Source organism: Chryseobacterium tagetis, from assembly GCF_016735585.2.
Taxonomy (GTDB): Bacteria; Bacteroidota; Bacteroidia; order Flavobacteriales; family Weeksellaceae; genus Chryseobacterium; species Chryseobacterium tagetis.
Genome location: NZ_JAERSE020000002.1, coordinates 627197 through 649899 on the forward strand (window position 1 = coordinate 627197; position 22703 = coordinate 649899).

General features: G+C 34.8%; 21 protein-coding genes. 14 read left to right on the forward strand and 7 right to left on the reverse strand.

Going from position 1 to position 22703, the window contains the following annotated elements; all coding sequences use genetic code 11:
- The first annotated feature begins 7 nt into the window (after positions 1-7).
- Both JI747_RS08320 and JI747_RS08325 read left to right on the forward strand, forming a co-directional pair.
- Positions 8-373 carry a hypothetical protein gene (locus tag JI747_RS08320; protein WP_225687685.1) on the forward strand — a complete coding sequence of 122 codons (366 nt, stop codon included), beginning with the start codon at positions 8-10 and terminating at the stop codon, positions 371-373.
- 65 nt (positions 374-438) lie between these two features.
- Positions 439-1221, forward strand: a complete 783-nt coding sequence (locus tag JI747_RS08325) for a T9SS-dependent choice-of-anchor J family protein (protein ID WP_225687686.1) — start codon at positions 439-441, stop codon at positions 1219-1221.
- Positions 1222-1260: 39 nt separating this feature from the next.
- Here the strand turns inward: JI747_RS08325 and JI747_RS08330 are convergent, their stop codons facing one another.
- The gene (locus tag JI747_RS08330; RefSeq protein WP_225687687.1) at positions 1261-2142 is read right to left on the reverse strand and encodes a cupin-like domain-containing protein; all 882 of its coding nucleotides are present in this window, start codon (positions 2140-2142) and stop codon (positions 1261-1263) included.
- 486 nt (positions 2143-2628) lie between these two features.
- Here JI747_RS08330 and JI747_RS08335 point away from each other — a divergent pair, with 486 nt between their 5' ends.
- Positions 2629-2838, forward strand: coding sequence for a hypothetical protein (locus tag JI747_RS08335; RefSeq protein ID WP_225687688.1), 210 nt, complete (start codon positions 2629-2631; stop codon positions 2836-2838).
- A 46-nt stretch (positions 2839-2884) separates the two neighbouring features.
- Complete coding sequence (locus JI747_RS08340) at positions 2885-3646, forward strand: GLPGLI family protein (RefSeq protein WP_225687689.1); 762 nt, start codon at positions 2885-2887, stop codon at positions 3644-3646.
- Between the two features lie 89 nt (positions 3647-3735).
- Here the strand turns inward: JI747_RS08340 and JI747_RS08345 are convergent, their stop codons facing one another.
- A complete protein-coding gene (locus JI747_RS08345; protein ID WP_225687690.1) occupies positions 3736-4095 on the reverse strand; it encodes a helix-turn-helix transcriptional regulator in 360 nt (119 codons plus the stop codon).
- 205 nt (positions 4096-4300) lie between these two features.
- On the opposite strand from JI747_RS08345, the gene JI747_RS08350 reads away from it, so the two are divergent.
- Entirely contained in the window at positions 4301-6988 is a 2688-nt protein-coding gene (locus tag JI747_RS08350; RefSeq protein ID WP_225687691.1) for a carboxypeptidase-like regulatory domain-containing protein, read from the forward strand.
- 73 nt (positions 6989-7061) lie between these two features.
- Here the strand turns inward: JI747_RS08350 and JI747_RS08355 are convergent, their stop codons facing one another.
- Entirely contained in the window at positions 7062-7559 is a 498-nt protein-coding gene (locus tag JI747_RS08355; protein WP_225687693.1) for a DinB family protein, read from the reverse strand.
- Between the two features lie 151 nt (positions 7560-7710).
- Between JI747_RS08355 and JI747_RS08360 the strand changes: the two genes are divergently transcribed.
- The 3 genes from JI747_RS08360 (at position 7711) to feoB (ending at position 11064) form a co-directional block, all read left to right on the forward strand.
- The gene (locus JI747_RS08360; protein ID WP_225687695.1) at positions 7711-8640 is read left to right on the forward strand and encodes a GLPGLI family protein; all 930 of its coding nucleotides are present in this window, start codon (positions 7711-7713) and stop codon (positions 8638-8640) included.
- Positions 8641-8800: 160 nt separating this feature from the next.
- The gene (locus tag JI747_RS08365; protein WP_225688239.1) at positions 8801-9031 is read left to right on the forward strand and encodes a FeoA family protein; all 231 of its coding nucleotides are present in this window, start codon (positions 8801-8803) and stop codon (positions 9029-9031) included.
- A complete protein-coding gene (gene feoB / locus JI747_RS08370) occupies positions 9031-11064 on the forward strand; it encodes a ferrous iron transport protein B (protein ID WP_225687697.1) in 2034 nt (677 codons plus the stop codon). Before JI747_RS08365 ends, feoB begins: the two co-directional genes overlap by 1 nt.
- A 157-nt stretch (positions 11065-11221) precedes the next feature.
- Here the strand turns inward: feoB and JI747_RS08375 are convergent, their stop codons facing one another.
- The gene (locus tag JI747_RS08375; RefSeq protein ID WP_225687699.1) at positions 11222-12061 is read right to left on the reverse strand and encodes a helix-turn-helix domain-containing protein; all 840 of its coding nucleotides are present in this window, start codon (positions 12059-12061) and stop codon (positions 11222-11224) included.
- A gap of 349 nt (positions 12062-12410) precedes the next feature.
- Here JI747_RS08375 and JI747_RS08380 point away from each other — a divergent pair, with 349 nt between their 5' ends.
- Positions 12411-13673, forward strand: a complete 1263-nt coding sequence (locus JI747_RS08380) for a hypothetical protein (RefSeq protein WP_225687701.1) — start codon at positions 12411-12413, stop codon at positions 13671-13673.
- Positions 13674-14191: 518 nt separating this feature from the next.
- Here JI747_RS08380 and JI747_RS08385 read toward each other — a convergent pair.
- On the reverse strand, positions 14192-14818 hold the full coding sequence (locus JI747_RS08385; protein ID WP_225687703.1) for a porin family protein: 627 nt from the start codon (positions 14816-14818) through the stop codon (positions 14192-14194).
- Positions 14819-15025: 207 nt separating this feature from the next.
- Here JI747_RS08385 and JI747_RS08390 point away from each other — a divergent pair, with 207 nt between their 5' ends.
- The 5 genes from JI747_RS08390 (at position 15026) to JI747_RS08410 (ending at position 21042) form a co-directional block, all read left to right on the forward strand.
- Entirely contained in the window at positions 15026-15898 is an 873-nt protein-coding gene (locus tag JI747_RS08390; protein ID WP_225687704.1) for a helix-turn-helix domain-containing protein, read from the forward strand.
- Positions 15899-16053: 155 nt separating this feature from the next.
- Positions 16054-17436 carry a phosphoglucosamine mutase gene (glmM, locus tag JI747_RS08395; protein ID WP_225687706.1) on the forward strand — a complete coding sequence of 461 codons (1383 nt, stop codon included), beginning with the start codon at positions 16054-16056 and terminating at the stop codon, positions 17434-17436.
- 50 nt (positions 17437-17486) lie between these two features.
- Positions 17487-18065 carry a Crp/Fnr family transcriptional regulator gene (locus JI747_RS08400; protein ID WP_225687708.1) on the forward strand — a complete coding sequence of 193 codons (579 nt, stop codon included), beginning with the start codon at positions 17487-17489 and terminating at the stop codon, positions 18063-18065.
- A gap of 405 nt (positions 18066-18470) precedes the next feature.
- Entirely contained in the window at positions 18471-19442 is a 972-nt protein-coding gene (locus tag JI747_RS08405; RefSeq protein ID WP_225687710.1) for a quinone oxidoreductase family protein, read from the forward strand.
- Positions 19443-19650: 208 nt separating this feature from the next.
- Positions 19651-21042 carry a tetratricopeptide repeat protein gene (locus tag JI747_RS08410; protein WP_225688241.1) on the forward strand — a complete coding sequence of 464 codons (1392 nt, stop codon included), beginning with the start codon at positions 19651-19653 and terminating at the stop codon, positions 21040-21042.
- 119 nt (positions 21043-21161) lie between these two features.
- Here the strand turns inward: JI747_RS08410 and JI747_RS08415 are convergent, their stop codons facing one another.
- Positions 21162-22052, reverse strand: a complete 891-nt coding sequence (locus tag JI747_RS08415) for a DMT family transporter (protein ID WP_225687712.1) — start codon at positions 22050-22052, stop codon at positions 21162-21164.
- Entirely contained in the window at positions 22039-22689 is a 651-nt protein-coding gene (gene aat / locus JI747_RS08420; RefSeq protein ID WP_225687714.1) for a leucyl/phenylalanyl-tRNA--protein transferase, read from the reverse strand. Before aat ends, JI747_RS08415 begins: the two co-directional genes overlap by 14 nt.
- Between the last annotated feature and the right edge of the window lie 14 nt (positions 22690-22703).

The window sequence follows — 22703 nt, forward strand, 5'->3', positions numbered from 1 at the left end:
AAAGAAGATGTGCCCCAGTTATGTAGGAAAAGTTGGGGCACAGCTTTTTGGAGTGGTCAACAGAGATGGTAAAGTACAGTTTATAACGCCTCTTACTGTCACGGAAGAATTTATTCAGCAGAATGATCATCTTGAGCAAAGATTCCGTTTTACGGGGAAATGTGTCGAGAAAGGCTGTGCGCAATGGAATAATCAAGAATCTAAATGTTCTTTATCTAAGAAAGTTCAGCATCTGAGTACGATCAAAAATACAGCGTTATCTTTCTGTCCCATCCGTTCTCAATGCCGGTGGTTTTCCCAAGACGGAAATGATGCCTGTTTTTCCTGCAATGAGATTACCAGAAATATGGAAGAATTACTTTTGAATATTTAAAATTTGTAGATTATATTTATTTGTATATCATTAATAATTTGTAAATTAGTGTAAAACAATTAATTATGAAGAATATTTACAAATTAACAATCATTTTTGGGATGTTACCTATTGCATTTTTTGCACAGTATTCTCAAAGTTTTGATTCGGCAACGATGCCTTCAGATTGGACTGTTATTAACGGGGGAGATACCGGAACATGGAAAACCTGGACTTCTTATGACAGTACTTTTAATGCTTCTCATTCAGGTTCTCACTTTTTAGGATTAGAATATGGAAGTACAGCTCATAGCGATTATGCTATCAGTCCTGCAATTCCTGTTACTGCGGGAGTTTCCGATAAACTTACGTTTTGGGCAAGAAATCGAGGAGCAGGTTTAGTAGAGCAGTTTGATGTTAAAATTTCTACAACAGTACCGACTGCAGCCGGACTTACCAATACGGTTGTTGCAGCTTTAAAACCTCCTACTGTGTGGACTCAGTACACTTATGATCTTTCAGCTTACATTGGGCAGACCATTTATATAGGATTTTATTCTTCTACTACAGATATTTGGTTTGTTGGGATTGATGATTTTGTTGTCTCTGGAAATTCTCTTTCGGTTTCAGAGGTAAAGAGGGAAGAGGCTAAAATTTATCCTAATCCGGTAGAAGATATATTGTATGTTGAAAGTGAAAATAAGATTTCAGAAATTAGTATTTATGATATGTCTGGAAAACTGCAGCAGAAAGTTCCGGTACATTCAAATAAAGCCGAATTGAATGTTTCTCATTTAATGAAAGGGAATTATCTTGTAAAAATTGTCGATGCAAAAACTGAAAAAACGCATAAGATCATTAAGAAATAATAAAACAAAAGACGTTTCTGCTTGAAACGTCTTTTTATTTTATTTTGGAAGGCCTCTTTTATAAGCCATTTCTGCTCGTTTTACGGCTATTTTTTCTTTCCAGTCCATATACTTTTTCTTGAAGTTCTTCTTCATGATATCGTCAAACTTACGCTGTACGGTAAGGTTCCATAAAGAATTTGCTTTTACAGCCCAGGATTTGTCCCACGCTCTTAAAGAAATAGAGAAACTTCCGTCTAGATATTTCATCCAGTGCCACCATCCTGTCGGCATGAATAGCGTATCTCCATGTTCCAGGAAGCATTCAATACCTTCTACGCCATCCAAAGCTGGGAATTTGGTGAAATCAGGATTTTCAATATCGTAATCTTCCAGCGCATAGGTTGCGTAAGGAAGTTTGTACAATCTTTCTCTCCATTTATATTCGAAAAGCAAAACGTGCTTTCTTCCGTTAAAATGAGTATGGAAAATATGCGCTAAATCAATATCATAATGAAGGAAGGTTACAGAACCTTTTCCTCCGAAAAACATCGATGGATATTTATCTAAAAAGCCTCCCATAAGTTCTTTTGGAGAAATATAATCCTGAAGCAGGCTTTTTGCATGTTTTATAGGATCAAAAAAGAAGATTCTTAAATCTGTAGGCTCTCTCTGGATAAGGTCTATATAATCTGCAAACTTCATTTTTGCAGTTGGAGCATTGATGGGAGCTGCAGGATCAGCTTTTGAACTGTCATACAAAGGAACTTCAACGTCTCCTACAACCTCTTTCACATATTCCATTGTCCATTTTTGGTAAGCAGGCCATTTTTTTGCCATGTTCTTGATGACAACAGGCTTCCTCGGCTTTAGATATTTTTCAATGAATTCTTCTTGTGTAATGTCATCTACAATATCTATAGGCTTTAAATTGATTCCCATTCTAATAAATTTATGTTACAAAATTATTAAATAAAAATATACGGAGTACGCTTTAATTTTTTTTTAATCTATGATTCAAATCATTATTTTAAATACTTAGACTAAATAAAAATATTAAAAAATCAGGATAAAAAATAATTTTTGTGTATTGATAAGACAAAAGATTATTTAAAAGAGTTACATTCTTAAAAAATAAAATATTTCGTCAGAAATCCATGTATGGAAAAATTCATTTCTGTAAGAAAATCATGTTCTAGAAAATACGGCGTAATTTGCTGGTTTTCTTAGTGTTTCGTTTTGAAAAAGTTCTTATGTTTGTACATGACACAAATGAGAAAATTCGCGCAACCTTTGCGACGGCCTGTCGCATTGTTTTTTTTCTCCCAATGTCGTAAAATGATGCATCATCTGATCCGTAAACCTATTCTAGACGAGGTTTTTCGGATTGGGAAAATTAATTTTTTAATCATTTTAAAACAAATTTTTATGAAAAAGAAAATTTTATTTTGCGCTATGATGGGCATTTCTATTATGGCGTTTGCGAAAACAGTACAAGCAGTTTGGGTTTCTACTTGTGGTATAAAGCACTATACAACATTTTCTGATACTTGGACTTATAGCCAAATGGCTAATGCGATTGCTCAAATCAATCAAGCTGAATGTGGGGTAACCCCAGATGTTACTATTCATCCTTAATTTTAAAGCGGAGTCAATGACTCCGCTATTTTAACATTAGATATTTATGAAAAAAATTTATATATACTTTGCCTGCCTAATATCTATTATATCTTTTGGTCAAAAAATTAGTTTTAAACCAACAGTAAAAGTAATTTATGATGCTACACTCCAATTAGGTGAAAAATATCATCACACTCAAAAATTCGTCTTAATTGGTAATTCACAAGCTTATTATTTTGCCGCTGCTCAAAATTATTTAAATGATACAGGACAATATGAAATTAAAGGAATAGATACAAAATCTATCAGTGATTATTTCCAAGAAAGGGTAATCAGATTTAATAATAAGACAACTGTTTTTACGACTATAATTGATTCTAAACTGCGATATGAAGAATCAGAGCCGTTAAAATGGGTTTTATATAGTACTACAAAAGTAATAGGAGGAATAAAGTGTCAATTAGCCACGACGAATAAATTTGGAAGGCGATGGTTTGCTTATTTTTCAAAAGACTATCCGCAATCTTTAGGTCCCTATAAGTTTAACGGGTTACCGGGACTTGTGTTTGAACTATATGATACAAGAGATGACTACCATTTTACCTTAGCAAATGTTGAAAGTTTCTCAGAAGAATTCAGATTTAATTTGAATGAATATAAGAACTATTCAAAAGATAAATACCTGAAAGCCAAATATAATATGGAATTCACTCTTGCAGGTTATCCTGCTGATATGGGAGAAGAACTGAGAAAAGAGTTGCAAAATGCGTATGACAGAAAGAAAATAATGTATAATAATCCTCTAGAATTAAAACCTTTTGAATGATGGATGTATCAAAAGGTTGGGAAGTAAGTTCTAAAATACAAATTATGGGGAATAGAATTTAATAGGAATATCCTTAAGAATATCCAATATTATTTTCTTAGGTTTTTGATCAATTCTTCCAATTGAGAACTGAGGATTTTTGCTGCTTCAGAATCTGTGATATTAATAATAATTCCTTGCTGGAAATCTTTTTGACCAATAGAACTATCGTGTAATTGAAAATTATCCTGTGAATTAGTTACAGATCCTTTTTCTCCTGATTCAAAAAGGTCCTGAATACTAACACCAAAAATTTCTGCCAGTTTGGGAATAAATTGAGACTTGATATCGGTCGCTTCATTTTCCCAGTTTGCATAGGTATTTCTGTCAATTCCCAGCATATCGGCAATTTCCTGATGAGAAAATTTTGTTTTATTTCTCAGTCTTTTAATGTTGGTTCCTACTCCCATGATAAGATTGTTTTTTACAAATTTATACAATTAGATAAAAAATAAATAGCAAAAGATAGAAAATTCCGGAATAAAACGAAATAAGAAAAAAAAATATAACTATGTTTGTAGTGATAAAATGAATTTAACCTTTTAAATTAAATTACATCTTTATAAAAGTGTAACAAAAACTTGTAATCATTAACTAATTACACAAATAATAATTATGAAAAAAAATATTTCCTTATTTCTGATGTTATTTTTTTCCGTTTTGTCTTTTGCACAGAAAACAGTTTCAGGAAAAATTACTGATGAAGATGGTGTAGGCATTCCAAGTGCCAGTGTAACTGTAGAAGAACCGGGAAAAGATGCCATTCTCGCATACGGAATTACCAATTCGAAAGGGGAGTACAAAGTAACTTTTACTACAGGAGAATCTAATGTAGATCTGAAAGTAAAAGCTTTTAATCAGAAACCGATCACAAAACAAATCAGCAACAGCGATCAGAGCTTAACCTTTAAAATGGAGTCCGAAGCTACTGAAATAAAAGAAGTACAGCTGAAAACCAAAATGGTAACAGCAAGAGGAGACACCATTTCTTACGATCTTAAAGCTTTTGACAGTAAAAATGACCGAAGTCTTGCAGACGTTCTTAAGAAAATGCCGGGAATTGAAGTGAATGCAGACGGAACTATTCTCTATCAGGGAAATGCGATCAACAAATTCTACGTTGAAGGAAAAGACCTGATGGAAGGAGGATACGGAACGATCAGCAACTCTCTTCCAAAAGATGCTGTAGCAAAGGTTGAAGTACTGGAAAATCACCAACCTGTAAAAATCCTTCAGAATAAAGTACCTTCTGATCAGGCAGCCATCAATATCAAGCTTAAAAAATCGGTAACCATGACCGGTCGTGGAGAAGTAGGAACCGGTTTTGGAGATCCTTGGCTTTGGAATGTGAAATTAACGCCTATGTTCTTTAGTAAGAAAAGTCAGTGGGTGGCTAATTATAAGACCAACAATATGGGAGATCAGGTTGAAAACGAAGGAAATATTCTGGCTTTCGGAAACAGGTTTGAAGGAAAAAGAATCAATGCTTCGCAAAATGACTGGCTGAATGTAGAAAATGCAAGTACGCCAAATCTTCCGGTAAAAAGATATTTGATGAATAATGTTCATTACTTATCAGCGAATTATCTGACCAATATTGATAAGAAAAAGGAGTGGGAGCTTAAAGCCAACGCAAACTATACGAATAATTCGGTAGAAAGAGAATCCAATGTTGTACAGAATTATTTTAATGGAGAATCCAATACGATCAATATTCATAATAATTTTTATACGGATAAAGCAAAGGGGGAGCTTATTTTTACAAAAAATGCTAAAAAAGGATTCTTTAAAAATACAACTAGTTTCTCTCAATACTGGAATGCAGATCGAGCAGATGCAAATAGAATCAATAACAATACTCTGACAGAAAGAAATGGAGCACAAGCACTGGAGTCTCCTACAACCTCTTTCCAAAACTCATTGAGTACGATCATTCCTTGGAAGGAAAAAATGGTGAATGTGTTGTCTTTTATAAGTTATCAGACAGATAAGCAGACTTTGGATGTTTCACCTTCCTCTTATTTTGCTATTCCGGGATATACTACGACATCTTCAGACTTTGTCCGTCAGAATTTAAGATTAAAAACTTTTGAAGCGAATCATTCTGCAAATATTGGATTCTCTACAAAAGGATGGACATTTACTCCGGAGGTCGGATTTAATTTTAAATCTACAGATTTGGTTTCAGATTTATTCAATATAAAATCGACTGCTACAACCCCACCTCCAGCGACACAATACAGTAATGATCTTAGCTATACAACCGCGACACCTTATGGAAGTCTGGGAGTAAATTACAAGAACGATTCTTGGATGTTATATGCTAACTTCCCTGTAAATTCTAATAACATTAAAGCAGAAGACCCTTTAAGATTGGTTTCAAGAGAATTGAATAAGGTTACTTTTGAACCGAGTGTTTTTGCGCAATACACTTTTGCTTCTTTCTGGAAAGCTTCGGTAAATGCGAATATCAATAACAACTTTGGTGAAATTAATACTGCCTATTCAGGGTTCTTAATGACTTCACCGTCGGGGATTAATGTTATGGATCCGACAAACCCGATCCCTCAGAACAATAACAAGTCAGCAGGAACAAGATTAGAATACAGAAACCCACTGAATAATTTATTTTTTAATATCAATTACAGATATTCAGATGCCAAAAGAAACTTGATTTCTAACCCGACAATCGTAAACGGGTATACAGCAATGAGTTATATCGTTCAGGATAATAATGTATTGACTAATGCATACAGTGCAGAAGCAGGAAAATATTTCCCGAAATTTAAAACAAATGCTTCTTTAAGCTACAGCAATAGTACATCTAAATCTGATTCTTATTTGGATAATAAGTCTTTCACAAATGATAACAATAGCCAGTCGCTTGGTGTGAAATTCAATAATACATATTTCAGCTGGATGAGTATTGATTATAACGCAAGCCTTACAAGAACGAATCAGACCAGTGTAGGAGATGTTAATTCAGCTGCTAAAACTACTGGATTCAAGCATAATCTTGGAGTATTCTTTTATCCAATCGAAAATCACACCATTGGATTCAATTGGGATCAGGTGAATTCAACTGTAACAGCTACCGATCAAAAATACCATAACGGATTCTACGATCTTTCGTATCAGTTTACATGGTCTAAAAAGAATATTGATTTTGAGTTAAAATGGATGAATATCGCGAATAAAAAAGTATTCGAAAATTATGAAATTAATTCTCAGGGGACTTCTTTTACAAGAATCCAACTCCGCCCAAGTCAAGTGATGTTTACAGTAAAATTCAACTTTAAATAAAAAGTAGACTCACATATATAAAAACCAATCTCAGCGAGATTGGTTTTTTGTTTGAGATATATTTAAAATGGGGTTAAAAGTTCGGATCATCTGCGGAAGGACCATAACTTCCTGGAAGAGCAATATCGTTCAGTCTGTAATACACGCCAAGCTGTGCTCGGTGATGGGTAATCTGATTCAGACCGTGACGTATCGATCCGTATTTGGTCCATTTTGCAAGTTCTTGACCATTATGCTTTAGCGCCCACATTTCATTCAGATTTTCTTCATTGGCATTTTCTAAGGCATCAATTCCCTGTCTGTAGTTTTCATCGAGGGCTTTTAGCAGTTCCTCTTTTGTGGTGAATTTTTTTGGCTGGTAATCATTATTGGCAAAATCCAGCTCTGAGGTTTTGAAAATCGTATGGGGCCATTCAAAAACTTCTGCAATATGAGTGGCAAGAGGCATCATCTTCATGCTTTTCTCATGAGGAGCGTAATCATTTTTGGCTTCAGGATAAATTTCAAAAAACTTTTTGGTCGTCTGATATTCGTGCTGAAGCTCATTTTTCAGCTGTGATAAAGTATCCATATCGTTTTGTTTTTTAGTAGGTTAAAGTTAAAATTTTTACTCAGAAAACTGTTTTAACGAAATCATAAATTTTATCTCAGGAAAAATAAAACTCAAAAAAACTGTAACAAAAATTGACAACAGTTAACTAATTATAAAAACATTAGAAAACATGAAAAAGCTATTTTCAATATTCTTTTTTGCTCTTTTTGCTTTTGTAAGCGCTCAGGGTAATGATTCTAAAGAAACAGCCAACCGATTTTTTTATGAGTTGACTTTTAAGCCAAGAAAAGACTCTGTAAAACTTGAAAAAGTAATAATGGCTCTTGATATTGTTAAAAACAGATCTATTTACAGAGACTTTACAGCAATTGCACAAGACTCTATTCTTAAAATTCAGATGGAAGAGATGCAAAAAGCAGGAGTTTTCAAAGATATATCCAAGTCTTTCAAAATGCCGAAGTTCTCTGAAAAAATCGTGAAAACATATCCAGATATGAAGATGCAGTATATCGAAAGAATTGCAAACGGATTTAGCCCAATGAATATCGGATACAATGAAACCGTAAAGTTTGACTGGAAAATTTCTAATGAAAAAGCAAAAATCGGAGCTTACAATGCGCAGAAAGCAACGACAGAATTTGGAGGAAAAAAATGGACAGCTTGGTTCAGTTCAGAACTGCCCTTCCAGGATGGACCCTATAAATTCTCTGGTCTGCCTGGGCTAATTGTAAAGATTGAAGACGAAGGAAAAAACTATTCTTGGGTACTTCAGGGAAACAAAAAAGTTCCGAACTGGGAAGAGTTGACCTATATGGAGAAGATCTCAAATGTAGGTTTAAAAGTAACCGAAATGCCAAGAGAAAAGTTTGAAAAAACATTCAATGATTTCAAAAAAGATCCTTTTGCAACGGCAAGACCAATGATGACACAGGAAATTATGTCTAAAACAATTCCTGGAATGGAGGGTACCATTGGTGATATGATGAAAAAGCAGGAGAAAATGTACAAAGACTTTTTTAATGCGAACGATAACCCCATCGAGCCGCCTTACGAAAAATTAAAAGTAGGTAAAGTAGAAAAGGTAGGTAAAGAAAATTAAGCAGGTTTCTATATCAACTAAATTATATTGTGAGTCAACCCAAATGCAAATCGTGTTTGGGTTGATTTTTTTCATAGATACAGGTTATTTAGATTAAATTTAAATAACGTATATTTGTAATCACAAAAAATTGGCTTTGAAACAGACGGATTTACGTAAAATGAGTGGATTTCCCAAAAACAAAAAGGGGAAGATTGTCGGATATGATAATGACCATCTGAAAATGCCCAATAAAATCATTGAAATGGGCCTTCTTCCGGAAACTTCATTCAGGATTTTGTATCAGGCTCCTTTCAACGGACCGATGTATGTGGAGTTTGGGGACGAAAAAAGTCGTATTGCTCTGCGTGAAGAAGAAGGAGATTATATCATTGTTGAAGAATTGAATTAATGCAGGATACTCAGAAAAAACAGATACTTTTAGTTGGAAATCCGAATGTAGGGAAATCAACGGTTTTCAATGCGCTTTGTAATAAGAAGCAGAAGACCGGAAATTATGCAGGGGTTACTGTTGCAAGCCATTCAGGAAATTATGAATATAAGAATGAGGAAGTTGAGGTGATCGATTTACCGGGTTCATACAGTGTATATCCGAGTTCTGAAGATGAAGCTATTTTTTCCAAATTTCTGATTGATGAGCAGCAAAACTATGCAGGCGTTGTTTATATCCTTGAAGCATTAAGCCTGAAAAGAGGACTTCTTTTGTTCCAGCAGATTCAGGATCTGGGAATTCCTATGATTTTGGTCGTGAATCAGATTGATCAGGCAGAAAGAAGAGGAATTACCATTGATATTCAAAAATTTTCGGAAGCTATAGGCATTAAGATTATTCAGACCAATGCCAAAGAAAATGTAGGAATTGATGAGATTAAAGAAGCGGTTTTAAACAATCAGTTTGTAAAAATAAATACAGCTTCATTCGAAATACCGGGAGAACATAAAGATTTTATTCAAAAATTAGTTGATCATAAAGGTTTTGATAACGATTATAAAGCCTGGATAAGCCTTTCTGTAGGGAAAGATTTAGGAAAGATTGAATCGGTAATGGAATTGATCAACGAGCCAGAATCTAAAAGCTTGGTCCCGAAAAGATTACAGGTTCAGGAAACCGTAAGAAGATACCAGAACGTTGATAAGATCTTGTCTGATGTAATTTCTAAAAAACCTCAGTTCAAAGAACTTTTAACGGAAAAATTAGACAGGGTTTTAGTGCATAAATTCTGGGGATATGTTGTTTTCCTTGCCATTTTATTAATTATCTTCCAAAGTGTTTTCTTTCTGGCAGAATATCCGATGAACTGGATTGATGATCTTTTTTCTTGGTTAACAGCGTTTACAGCAGAGCATTTGCCGGAAGGACCGATCAATTCATTGATTTCAAACGGAATTGTCCCGGGAATCGGTGGCATTGTAGTTTTTGCCCCGCAGATCGGAATATTATTATATTTCCTTTACTTACTGGAAGATTCAGGATATATGGCGAGAGTTGTTTTCCTGATGGACAGACTTCTACGCCCTTTCGGATTAAACGGGAAAAGTATTGTTCCTTTGGTTTCTGGAACAGCATGTGCCATTCCGGCAGTGATTTCAACCAGAAATATTGAAAATGTAAAAGAAAGATTGCTTACGATCTTGGTAACGCCTTTTATGACGTGTTCAGCAAGGCTTCCAGTATACAGTATCATTATCGGACTGATTATTTCAGACGGGACATTTTTAGGAATAAAATACAAAGCTTTGGTGTTGATGGGAATGTATTTGCTGGGCTTTTTAGTCGCATTATTTTCTGCATCCATTCTTAAAAGATTTATTAAAAATAAAGGAAAAACCTACTTGGTAATGGATTTACCGACATACAAAAAACCGCTTTTCGGATACGATTTCAAAATGGTTTTAGGGAAAGTCTGGGACTTCATTACAGGAGCGGGTAAAATTATTTTCATTGTAAGTATCATCATCTGGTTCTTAAGCTATTTCGGACCAAAACAAAAGCCGGATCAGTTCGTTGCCACGAATGTTCATCTGGATCATTCTTATCTTGCAAAAATGGGTAAAGGAATAGAACCTGTAATTGCTCCGCTTGGTTACGATTGGAAAATGGGGGTAGGGATTTTAACAAGTTTCGTAGCAAGAGAAGTTTTCGTAGGGACAATGTCTACGTTGTATAGTCTGGAAGATGATGCTCCGGAAGTGAAAGTAATCGATAAAATGAGGCGTGATGTAAAACCTAATGGCGAAAAAGTATTCAGTTTCGCAACAGGCGTTTCGGTGCTCTTATTTTATGCATTTGCAATGCAGTGTGTTTCTACACTTGCAGTAGTCTTCAGAGAAACTAAAAGCTGGAAATGGACTGGCTTACAGGTAACTATGATGACCGGTTTGGCATACTTTGTGTCGATGATAGTATATCAGATTTTGAAATAATGGACTCATCATTAATCTTACAATATGTAATTGTTTTACTGATCGTTGCAATTGCTTGTTACTCTCTCTTTAAACTACTCAAGAAAAACTTTGCACCGAAAAAATTCAGTTCAAAAAGAACAAACTGCGACAAAGACTGCGGTTGCTCATAACTTTCCTAAGAATTACTTTCCATAGGTATTTTCAGACTTTGAAGATACTCGGATGGAGTAACGCCTTCTTCCTGTTTAAAAGCTCTGTTAAAGGTAGACTGGCTGGTAAAACCTGCTTCAGTATAAATATACATTAAGGTTACTTTTTCCAGATCTTTTTCGTTCATTAACTGTTTTACATACTTTATTCTGAGTGAATTAATATAACTGTTAAAATTGGAAAATCCTTTGGATCTGATTGCTTTTGAGATATAGTTATTATTAACCATTAATATGGTGCTCAGAACGGAGATATTAAAGTTCTCGTCTTTAAAAAGGCTTTCCTCCGTCATTTTTTGCTCTATCTGCTGAAAAATAGATTCAGCCATTTCACTATTCTTGTTATCTAAAGTGACGGGAAGGATTATTTTTTCCTTTTCCTCTATTTCCGTAAGGATTTCAAGCCTTCTTATCTTGTCTTTATAATAAACAAGCAATGTAACCACAGAAATATTGGATGCAAACAAGAAAATATCGGTTGCTCTTACCTGCTCTCTTGTATGCTGTATAAAATTGAATTCAATAGTACTGGCCAGAATCACCCCGATAACAATGGTAATAATTGAATAAAATGTATACAAAAAAACTTCCTTTGCCGATAAAAATATATAGGCTCCCAGAGGAAGAGGAACAAGCCATACAAAACTTGCGACAGATAAATTCCAAAATTTCAGCATCACAAAAAAATTATAAAGAGGAGCCACGATAAAATATAAACGGACAAGTGTATCAATAGAATAGCGATTTTTTAAGGCAAACCAAAGAAAACATAAACTTACGGTTCCTCCCATGAGATAGTATACCATTGTATAATCTATCATATAAAAAGCAAAGACAAATGAGTATAAAATAAAAATAGTACAGATTAAACAGACATAATATGACATTAGCTTTTTCTTAATCTCTAATATTTTTTCTTTTCTTAATTCTGTAGTTAACATGTTGATTTTTAAAGTGTTTTTTAAGCCATATTTCAAATTTGACTACATCCGAATTCGCGAATTTAAATCGTTTTTCATTTTTGATTTAAGCAGACCTTTTCAACCTTTTTATTTGCAATGAGAACCTAATAAATTTGCAGAACAAAAGCAAATAATATTTTCACAGATTACCTTTTCATTGTAAGATATGAAGTTAATAAATAATTTTAAAAATATGAGAAAGAATTTATTTTTATTTACCTCTTTATTAGGTTCGTCCTTGCTGTTCTCGCAAGTTGGCGTTAATACAACGAATCCACAAGGAGTTTTGCATGTAGACGGAAAATCTTCTACAGCTACAACCAATCCTACAACGGGAACACCCACAGCGATACAAGGTTCTGATGACTTTGTAGTAACTTCTTCTGGAAGTGTTGGGATAGGAACATCTTCGCCTAATGCCTCTGCTATCTTAGAACTTAACGTGGCAAATGGCAGTAAAAAAGGGTTTTTAGGGCCCAAAGTGGCATTGACTTCCAATACAGATATTACTACTATTGCCTCTCCGGCTACCGGATTATTGGTATATAATCTTGGGACAGCAGGCCTTGCTACCGAAGGATATATGTATTGGAACGGCGCAGAGTGGATTAAATTTTCTACAAGGTCAAGTGTTTCACCTACTGTTGGTGAATTACAATGTACTACTGCATACTTGAGTCCCAAATCATATACGGCAGGGGTACCATATACTGGAACACTTGTTGTGCCATATACAGGAGGAAACGGAGGATCTTATAGTGCTGGGACAGCCATTGCTTCTACCGGAGTTACAGGGCTTACTGCAACCTTACAGCAAGGAGATCTGGAGTATGGGACAGGACAATTAGTGTATAATGTTACAGGAACTCCTTCTCAGTCAAGTCCGGAACTGGCAACTTTTGCAATCAACTTTGGTAGCCAGTCTTGTTCTGCGGCTGTGGGTTCTAATTCATTAGCGCGTGGAGAATACGCGTATTTTCAAGGTGGAGGTGTATTGGCAAGTGCATCAGGCGTATTGTTCAGTTCTGTAGATACAATGCCAACCATAGAAAATACCTTTAGACTTGATGTTTATGCAATGTCCTCATCTAATGGTGTAAATCCTATATCAATTAGACCAAGAGTTTATAATATTTCCAGTTCTTCAAAAAAATATTGGTGGCAAGGTATGACCTCAATAGAAGGACGAGGAGATGGCAACGTTGTTCTTGCGCCAGGTGGTTATCAGAACTTGGATAATGGAATGTATTTGGGTTATGGTAAAAATATGACTACCGGAGGAACTCCTGGTACAGCTTTAGATGAGGCACAAAATGCAGAAGGATATAATTTTGATTTTCTTTTTGACGGAAAATGGTATAAAGTAGAAATGTCTTTTTCTGTTGACAATATGGATAACACAAATGATGCGGATAACGTAAGAAGATGGTATTGCAGAATTGCAAGGATATACTAATGATCATTGTATACAGATTTGATATATATCACTTATCAATTTGAAGTATACTAAATTTCAAAGACTTTCATATTAACAAAATAATAAAAAGATTGTTACATACGGCGGAATATAAAGATTCCGCAGTTGTAACGATTGTTCCCAAAACGCTTATTGTTTTATCCATTGATATGAGTAGATTTTTTAAAGAAAAAACCAAATGTAAATATAGTGAGAGATGAGTAACTGATCATATTTTGGCTAACCATTTTTTTGTTTGTTCGTAAATATAGGGGAAAGTTGTATTTTGAATTTTGCAAAGCTAAAAAACTGGTTAGTTGCTCTATTTCACAAGCTCTATAAAATATCATAAGTATAGTATAGAAAAATAAAATAAACAATAATATTATTTTTTAACACTTGGGTTACTAAGTGTTTTTTTTTAATTAGAAAATAATAAAGATCTTTAATTCACTTTTCATGAATTATATTAAACCTTCAAGATATTAGAAATCTTGAAGGTTTAATATAAAAAGAGTTTAAAATCGATAACCGATTCCTAAAGAAACCGAATGTGGAACCATTTTGTAAAGATCTTCATTAGCATCCAGAGTATTTCCCAAACCGATTTTATAGCTTGCATTAAGCTGGATTTTATTGCTGAATTCATAACCGATTTGAGCAGCAAGTCCATTAGAAAGACGTTTCATCGGTCGCTCATCGTCTACTTTTTTATAGAGATCAATATCTGCATCTTTCATTTTAGCGCTTAAACCCAAACTGAAGTAAGGTCCGGCTCCTGCATAAAATCTACCGCCGGATACATTCCACTGGCCCATCAGGTAGATCGGAACTTCAGTTCCAAAATACTGATACGTGTCTTCCCAACCATTTTGTTTTATTTTGGACGATTGGTACGAAAACAGAATGTCTTCCTGAATGGCAAAATGTTCGGAAATATTTAACTTAATAAATGTTCCTACATTACCTCCAACACCCATTTCGCTCTTTACCCCCTCCATATCTTTAAGTAAAAACCCCGAATAATTTGCCTCTCCCTTCACGCCAAGTTCAAGATGTGATTTAAGATAACCCATTAATCCCTGAGCGTTTACGGAGATAAAACCCATAAAAAATAGTGCCACTATTACTGCTGATTTCTTCATAAAATTTGTTTTTTTTGTTAATTATTTAAAAAATTTTGATACGATCTTATTTTTGAATTTTAAAGCTGGTTTCCTTCAAAATTCTGTGACAAAAGTAGAGACGAAATTTTCGATGGGTAAGGTTGAAAAGGAGGTGATTTTGGATGATAAGTCGGATTTTATGAATTTTTAGGTAAAAAAGGCTAATTTTAACTAAAATTTAATCCCTTGAAAAAAAACATTCATATTTTTAACCTGCAATCGGAACTTTTGGATTTGGGAATAAATGAAGAAAATTCCATAGGAAATGATATTATTTTACTTGAAAAACCGGTTATTCGGCCGGGGTTTTCCTATCCTTTTAAAAGCGATGTTTTCACGGCTATTATCTGTCTTTCCGGAAAAAGTGAAGGCTTTATAAACCTAAGTCCTCAGGTTTCTTCTGCTTCTAGTCTTACGGTTTTTATGCCAGATCAGATCCTACAGCATAAGGAAACTAGTGAGGATTTTTCGGCTCTTTTGATCGTGACTTCCAAACAGTTTATCCGTAATTTGAATATTCAGATCGGCTCTTCGCTTTTTGCTTCAGTGAATGAAAATCCGGTGCTTTCACTCTCAGAAAGTGAATTGAATTCTATGGTAACCTATTATAATTTACTAAAAGAAGCCGTAAAAAACGTAGATAATCCCTTCCGTATGGAAACCGTTTTGAATCTGACACGGGCATTTTTCTACGGAATTAGCTATAAACGCCACAAAATGTTAGCACACGAGGAAAAGTCTAAAAATAAAGTAGTACTTGATGATTTTCTTATGCTTGTCCGTAATTACCATAAACAGGAAAGAAGCGTGGGGTTCTATGCCGAAAAGCTTTGCCTTACTCCCAAATATTTTTCAAGTCTGATCAAATCAAACAGTGGACGTTCTGCAGCGGAATGGATTGACAGTTTTGTGATCTTGGAAGCAAAAGCACTTTTAAAATCAACCAATATGACCATTGAACAGATCAGTGAAGAACTGCATTTTCCTTCTCAGTCGTTTTTTGGGAAATACTTCAAACGATTAGAAGGAATTTCACCAACAGAATATCGACGGAAGTAAATCAATCATCGTATGCAAATAGTTATTATTTATTAGTGTAAATGTTCTGTTTGTATTGATTAATAAAACTAAGGAGGATAATATTTTACCTCTCATTTTTTTGGAGAATTAATTGAGCTATTTATTTTGTATTTTTGTTTAAAATTTTTGAAAAAATGTCATTAATAAAAAGTATTTCGGGAATCCGGGGAACCATTGGAGGAAGAGTAAATGATAACTTGACTCCGCTTGATGTGGTAAAATTTGCTTCGGCTTTCGGAACTTGGTTACAGAATAATAAAAATAAAAAAGATTTAACATTAATCATTGGAAGAGACGCCAGAATTTCCGGGCAGATGGTTTCTTCTTTGGTGACGGCAACATTACAAGGACTGGGAATCAATGTAGTTGATTTGGGACTTTCTACAACTCCTACCGTAGAAATAATGGTTCCTGAACTGAAAGCAGATGGTGGAATTATCTTAACCGCTTCTCACAATCCAAAACAATGGAATGCTCTGAAATTATTAAATGAAAAAGGAGAATTCATTACCGGAGAAAACGGAGCGGAAGTTTTAGCACTGGCTGAAAGTGAAGATTTCAACTATGCAGAAGTGGATGATTTGGGAAAATATGAAACAAGAGATGATGCTTTTGATATCCATATTCAGCAGATCCTTGATTTACCAATGGTAGATGCTGAAGCTATTAAATTTAAAAAATTCAAAGTAGTTCTAGATGCGGTAAATTCTACAGGAGGTATTGCTATTCCGATGCTTTTGGATAAACTGGGTTGTGAAACCGTGAAATTATATTGTGAGCCTACAGGTCATTTCCCGCACAATCCTGAACCGTTGAAAGAGCACTTGGGAGATATCTGCGAATTGGTGAAAAAAGAAGGAGCAGATTTGGGAATCGTTGTGGATCCGGATGTTGACAGATTAGCCCTGATCGATGAAAAAGGCGAAATGTTTGGAGAAGAATATACATTGGTGGCTGTTGCAGACTATTTGCTGAAAAATAAAAATGGAGTGGCGGTTTCTAACCTTTCTTCAAGTCGCGCTTTGAGAGATGTTGCGCACACTCATAACTCAGAGTATTTTGCAAGCGCTGTAGGAGAAGTGAATGTGGTAACTTTAATGAAAGAGAAAAATGCCGTAATTGGAGGAGAAGGAAACGGAGGAATTATCTATCCTGATTTACATTATGGAAGAGATTCTTTAGTGGGGGTAGCTTTATTTTTAACTCATCTGGCCAAAGAAAATAAAACGGTTTCCGAAATGAGAGCAGGATATCCGAGTTACTTCATGGGGAAAAAGAAAATTGAGCTCACTCCGGAGATCAATGTAGATGATATTCTATCTAAAATGGAAAAAGAATATCAGGATGAAGAAGTTTCTACCGTAGACGGAGTGAAAATAGATTTTGAAAATAACTGGGTACACCTTAGAAAATCTAATACAGAGCCGATTATCAGAATTTATACAGAAGCTAAATCTCAGGAAGAAGCAGATAAACTAGGAGACGATATCATCGCAAAAATCAAAACTTTGATTTAATTAAAATACTATGAACGAGGCTTTTTGGGTCTCGTTCTTTTTTACACAACATGTTTGAACACCTGCAAAACAGATTCACTTTTCCAAAAGAAACATGGGGGAAATACAGAAAGAACTTTACACGATTGGAAGTTCCTGCTAAAGCTATTCTTTTAAAAGAAGGAGAAACTTCATTAAATGCTTACTTTATTGAAAAAGGAATTGTAAGAGCCTTGTACAACAAGGACGGAAAAGACGTGACCTTTCAGTTCTTTATGGAAAATACCATGTTTTCTTCCCTAGAAAGCTTCCGTAAAGGATTGCCGAGTATGGTGTCTTTTGAAACCATAGAGCCTTGTATTCTGTGGCAGATCGATAAACCTACAGCAGACAAAATTTTAGAAGAAGTCTATGAAGATCCCAAAATGAGAAGTGAATTCATGGATTCTGTGTTTGAAAGGGTTTTCGATTATATGAAACATTTTTTCTCCTTTATTAAAGACAGTCCGCAAGAACGCTATCTCAATCTCTGTAAAGAAAAACCAAACATTGTCAAAAGAGTTCCGCAACATTATATTGCTTCTTACTTAGGAATTACAACCGTTCATCTGAGTAGAATTAAAAGTAAGATTTTAAAAGAAAGACTCTGAAAAGCGGAAGATTGATGCAGGAAGACGGAGGTTTCTTTGTGTTCGTATATGATTCTGAAATGTATACAAGATCTTTTTAATTAGATTTTGTTCAGATTTGATTAAAAATATTAAAAAACAAAGGTTCATTTTTTAACGCAAAGCTTTATTTTAAAATTGTATGCTCTCAAGTAAGCAAAGAAGAATCAACAGGTTGATTTGATGAAGCGATGTGTTTTCAAGCTTCGCGAAGCAAATTTTATTTGCCTTTGCCCTCTAAAAATAATACGATATGCAATATAATCTTTGCGTTAAAAAAAATTAAACAGATCTCCTATCTTTTCTCTTAACTTCGCCCAATCGATAACAAATGTTATTGCACTCTAAAGCACTTTCAAAATAATTTTGCATTAAAATTTAAAACAAATGAAAGCAGCAGTTGTATTCGAAAAAGGAGGAATTCCTCAATATGCAGATTTTCCTGATCCGGTTGTTATTAATGAAAATGAAGCTTTAGTATTCGTAAAAGCAGCTTCTATCAAGCATCTCGACAGAGCAAGAGCGAGTGGAAAACATTATTCTACTGAAAATAAAGAACATCAACCGACTATTGTTGGCAGCGATGGAGTAGGTTTTCTGGAAAATGGATCCAAAGTCTATTTTTTCAGTAAAAAAGGAACGGTTGCCGAAAAAGCAGTTGCCGATAAAAATATGATCGTCCCTATCCCCGAAGAACTGGATTTCTCGATTGCAGCGGCTTTACCTAATGCTGTGATGGGTTCTGCGATGGGACTTAAATTTAAAACCCATTTAAAAGAAGGGGAAACTGTTCTCGTAAACGGAGCAACAGGAATTACCGGAAAAGTGGCTGTTCAAATCGCAAAATTATACGGAGCCAAAAAAGTGATTGTTACCGGAAGAAATGAAGAAGCCTTACAGTCTTTACTGGAATTGGGTGCCGATGAGGTGGTTTCTTTGAATCTAAGTGATGAAGGCTTTCAGCAAAAAATAAAAGACATTCACCGTGAAACTCCTATTGATGTAGTGCTCGATTATATTTGGGGGCATTCGGTGGAAAATATTTTATCTGCTTTAAAAGGGGATGGTAATTTTTCTCATAAAACACGTTTGGTTTCTGTAGGGGGAATGAGTGGGGACACGATTCAATTGTCTTCTCAAATTTTAAGAGGAACAGATATCCAGATTTCCGGTTCGGGATTGGGAAGCTGGACAAAGGAAGAAATGAAACTCCTTCTTTCTGAGATCATTCCTGAAATGTTTCAGGCTGCCGTTAACGGAAAATTAAAGATAAATACAGAAACCGTTCAACTGCAGGATATTGAAGAGGTATGGAAACGTGAAATTACTAACAGAAAGCGATTAATTGTATTAATTTAATAATAACTCCACTTTTTTATCCACAATTCTTTTATAGTAATATTCTTTTCACTATCTTTAAGATAGAAATTTACGAAAGATGAATGTCGAAAAAATTTCGCAATTTTGCATACATTTTGAATTTTAAATTTCAGAAGTAATATTAATTTAAAAAGTTTGTCGAGGTTTGTAAGAATATTCAAACATTGGCCGACTAATGACAGGAGTATTGGAAGAATATTTTGGAAATGAACTTGTAAAAAAGTTCGAGGAAATGATGGAAAACAATGATGAATTCTACTTTGATACAGAAGAGTTAGAAGATATTATTGTTTACTATTTGGAGCTTGGAGACTTTAATTATGCAGATACAGCAGTGAATTATGGGTTGAAGCTTCACCCTAATTCTTTAGATATCAAGATCAAAAAACTTGAGATTCTATTGGAATGGGAAGAATATAATACGGCAAAGGAGCTTATTGATGAGTTGAAGGGATCTTCTATGGAAAACACAGACTTTTTGGTTTGCTATGCCAAGTATTATTCGAATTTAGGAAACCCTAGAAGATCTATTGATATTTGTAAAAAAGCATTGGAACTGAAAGAAGAAGAAAACTTCCTTCACAACTTTATTGCAGATGAATATGTGAATCTAGGTGATCCTTTTAACGCCCTTAAACATTACAGAAAGGCTCTTAAAGAAGATCCTACAGATGAATATTCATTAGAAAACTGTATGGTCTGCTTTGCCGATTTGAATAAGAATGAAGAAGCAATCGCTTTCCTGAATGAATATCTGGATGAATTTGCCTATTCAGAAGTTGCTTGGTTCGAGTACGGACAGTTTTACTTCAACAGAAAAAACTATGAAGAAGCCATAAAAGGGTATGATTATTTATTGGCGATCAATTCAAGTTCTGTTGGAGTCTATGCCAATAAAGCGGCTTGTTATGAAGCTTTAGGACAATACAAAAAAGCCATAGAAGTCTATGAAGAAATGTTGGAGTTGGAATATACAAAAGCATTTACATTCTATAAAATAGGACTTTGCTACAAAGCGATGAAGCAGCCGATAATGGCGCTGAATTCTTTCCAGAAATCATTGAGAGAAGATCCGCAGTTCTATCTTGCTATGATGGAGCAGTCTTATTTGTATGAAGAAATGGGCGGAATGACTGAAGCATTGTATTTCGCAAAAGAGGCAACCCATCTGAATGAAAATAATCTTGACTATCAGAAAAGACTGGCATTTTTATTTATCGATTCCGGGAAGTTTGAAGAAAGTCTTTACTGCCTGAAAAAACTGGTAGATGCAGAGCCTTCAAGATTTTACAATTGGTATGCCTATTCAGAAGTATTAATGCTTTTGGGTGAATATGAAGAAGCGATCGTTGTTTTGAACAAGGCATTGAAAGCGCACCATAGAGCAGAATTGTATTATCAGTTAAGCAACTGTTATTTCAATCTTAAAGATCCTGAAAAAGGAAGTATATCTCTTCAGGATGCACTTGAGCTGGATCCGTCTTTGGTGACAGATATGCAGAAAAAATATCCGTTCATTAAAGATGAAGTGAAAAAAGCTAAGGCTAAAGTGAAGAAGAAGAAAAATTCTGAAGGCTAGAAATGAATCTAACAACTTTTCATTTTGAACGAAATGGAATGAAGTGAAGAATCTATTTTAGAGATTTTTCTTTTATTGAAATGACAGACCAAATAAAAAATCCTGCAGAGATGCAGGATTTATTTTTTTATAAGGTTTGGTTTTGTCCTTAAAAAGATCAATCCGGCGATAATAATTCCAGCGCCCACAAATTGCATTACACTTAATTTTTCGCCATCTAAAAATCCCCAGATAATCGCCACAATCGGCATCAGTAAGGTAACCGTAGAGGCAAATAATGGGGTAGATACTTTCAAAAGGCGGTAATTCATCATCATGGCCAACCCGGTTCCGAAGATGGATAATAAACTTACGAACATCAATCCCGTTAAATTGTTTTCGTCAAAGCTAAAGGTTGAAAAGAACCCTGTAAAAGTCAAGGCAATAATGGATGGGAAAAACAATACAAAAGAGAATACAAAAGCAGATAAAACCGTGGAAGAAACTTCCATAAGTTTAGATTTTACCGTTGTGGTACTCATGGCATAGCATAAAGTCGCCAGTAATAACAGTAAAATGGGAATCAGCTTAAATTTTCCTCCTTCACCGTCTCCGCCAAAAGCCAGTAAACAGACACCTGTAAAGCTAATTAAAGTTCCAAAAATCTGTTGCTTGGTAGTTTCAAATTTCCAGACCAGAGCTCCGACAATAATCACGAAAATAGGCATCATAGAATTAATGATTCCTGCAATACTGCTGCTTACTTCTGTCTCTGCAATAGGAAATAAAAACATGGGGATGAAATTTCCTGTAAAGGCAGCCAGAATCAGCCATTTTAAATGTTTTTTCGGGAACAGCTTATATTTTGAGATTGCAATAGGCATTAAAATAATTCCGGCTATCAAAACCCTTAAAGCTCCGACTTGATACGGGCTGAAATGTTCTAAAGATTTTTTGATCAAAATAAAAGAAGATCCCCAGATAATACTGAGTACACCCAGAAGGATCCATTTTTCTTTATCTGCGTTCATTGTTTTGGTGTAAAATTTTTAAAAACTCTTTTTTAGGAATCATTTTCGCGCCCAGACTTTCAAGATGTTCGGTGTGGGATTGACAATCAATTAGTTCTAAATTTTTATTGGTTTCGATAAAATGAATAAATCCGGCTTTGGAAGCATTGCTTACTTTAGCAAACATACTTTCGCCACAGAAAACATTCCCAATTTGAAGACCGTAAAATCCACCGACTAATTCACTGTTTTGCCAGACTTCAATACTTTTTGCCAGTCCATATTCATGCAGTTGAATAAAAGTTTCCATCAGTTCATCCGAAAGCCATGTTCCGGTTTGTCCTCTTCGGCTGACTTCCTGGCAATTTTTGATAACTTCTCTGAAATTCTGATTTTCTGAAAATGTAAAAACCTCCCGGCTCAATATTTTTCTCATGGATTTTGAAACCTTCAGTTCATCAGGAAACAAAACAAATCTCGGATCAGGACACCACCAAAGAATTTCTTCCTCCGGATTATACCAAGGAAAAATACCCAGCTGATAAGCAAACCAGATCCGTTCTATTGACAAATCGCCACCGAAAGCAATAATCCCCTCATGCCCATCATAGATTTCAGGGTCGGGAAAAGAAATCTCATTTTCGTCTAATCGAATCATATTCAGGAAAAAAA

What these genes read in the sequence shown, in the direction of transcription:
- JI747_RS08320 (WP_225687685.1), top strand. Translation starts at nt 8, where the DNA reads ATGTGCCCCAGTTATGTAGGAAAAGTTGGGGCACAGCTTTTTGGAGTG.
- JI747_RS08325 (WP_225687686.1), top strand. Translation starts at nt 439, where the DNA reads ATGAAGAATATTTACAAATTAACAATCATTTTTGGGATGTTACCTATT.
- JI747_RS08330 (WP_225687687.1), bottom strand. Translation starts at nt 2,142, where the DNA reads ATGGGAATCAATTTAAAGCCTATAGATATTGTAGATGACATTACACAA.
- JI747_RS08335 (WP_225687688.1), top strand. Translation starts at nt 2,629, where the DNA reads ATGAAAAAGAAAATTTTATTTTGCGCTATGATGGGCATTTCTATTATG.
- JI747_RS08340 (WP_225687689.1), top strand. Translation starts at nt 2,885, where the DNA reads ATGAAAAAAATTTATATATACTTTGCCTGCCTAATATCTATTATATCT.
- JI747_RS08345 (WP_225687690.1), bottom strand. Translation starts at nt 4,095, where the DNA reads ATGGGAGTAGGAACCAACATTAAAAGACTGAGAAATAAAACAAAATTT.
- JI747_RS08350 (WP_225687691.1), top strand. Translation starts at nt 4,301, where the DNA reads ATGAAAAAAAATATTTCCTTATTTCTGATGTTATTTTTTTCCGTTTTG.
- JI747_RS08355 (WP_225687693.1), bottom strand. Translation starts at nt 7,559, where the DNA reads ATGGATACTTTATCACAGCTGAAAAATGAGCTTCAGCACGAATATCAG.
- JI747_RS08360 (WP_225687695.1), top strand. Translation starts at nt 7,711, where the DNA reads ATGAAAAAGCTATTTTCAATATTCTTTTTTGCTCTTTTTGCTTTTGTA.
- JI747_RS08365 (WP_225688239.1), top strand. Translation starts at nt 8,801, where the DNA reads ATGAGTGGATTTCCCAAAAACAAAAAGGGGAAGATTGTCGGATATGAT.
- feoB (WP_225687697.1), top strand. Translation starts at nt 9,031, where the DNA reads ATGCAGGATACTCAGAAAAAACAGATACTTTTAGTTGGAAATCCGAAT.
- JI747_RS08375 (WP_225687699.1), bottom strand. Translation starts at nt 12,061, where the DNA reads ATGGTATACTATCTCATGGGAGGAACCGTAAGTTTATGTTTTCTTTGG.
- JI747_RS08380 (WP_225687701.1), top strand. Translation starts at nt 12,411, where the DNA reads ATGAGAAAGAATTTATTTTTATTTACCTCTTTATTAGGTTCGTCCTTG.
- JI747_RS08385 (WP_225687703.1), bottom strand. Translation starts at nt 14,818, where the DNA reads ATGAAGAAATCAGCAGTAATAGTGGCACTATTTTTTATGGGTTTTATC.
- glmM (WP_225687706.1), top strand. Translation starts at nt 16,054, where the DNA reads ATGTCATTAATAAAAAGTATTTCGGGAATCCGGGGAACCATTGGAGGA.
- JI747_RS08400 (WP_225687708.1), top strand. Translation starts at nt 17,487, where the DNA reads ATGTTTGAACACCTGCAAAACAGATTCACTTTTCCAAAAGAAACATGG.
- JI747_RS08405 (WP_225687710.1), top strand. Translation starts at nt 18,471, where the DNA reads ATGAAAGCAGCAGTTGTATTCGAAAAAGGAGGAATTCCTCAATATGCA.
- JI747_RS08415 (WP_225687712.1), bottom strand. Translation starts at nt 22,052, where the DNA reads ATGAACGCAGATAAAGAAAAATGGATCCTTCTGGGTGTACTCAGTATT.
- aat (WP_225687714.1), bottom strand. Translation starts at nt 22,689, where the DNA reads ATGATTCGATTAGACGAAAATGAGATTTCTTTTCCCGACCCTGAAATC.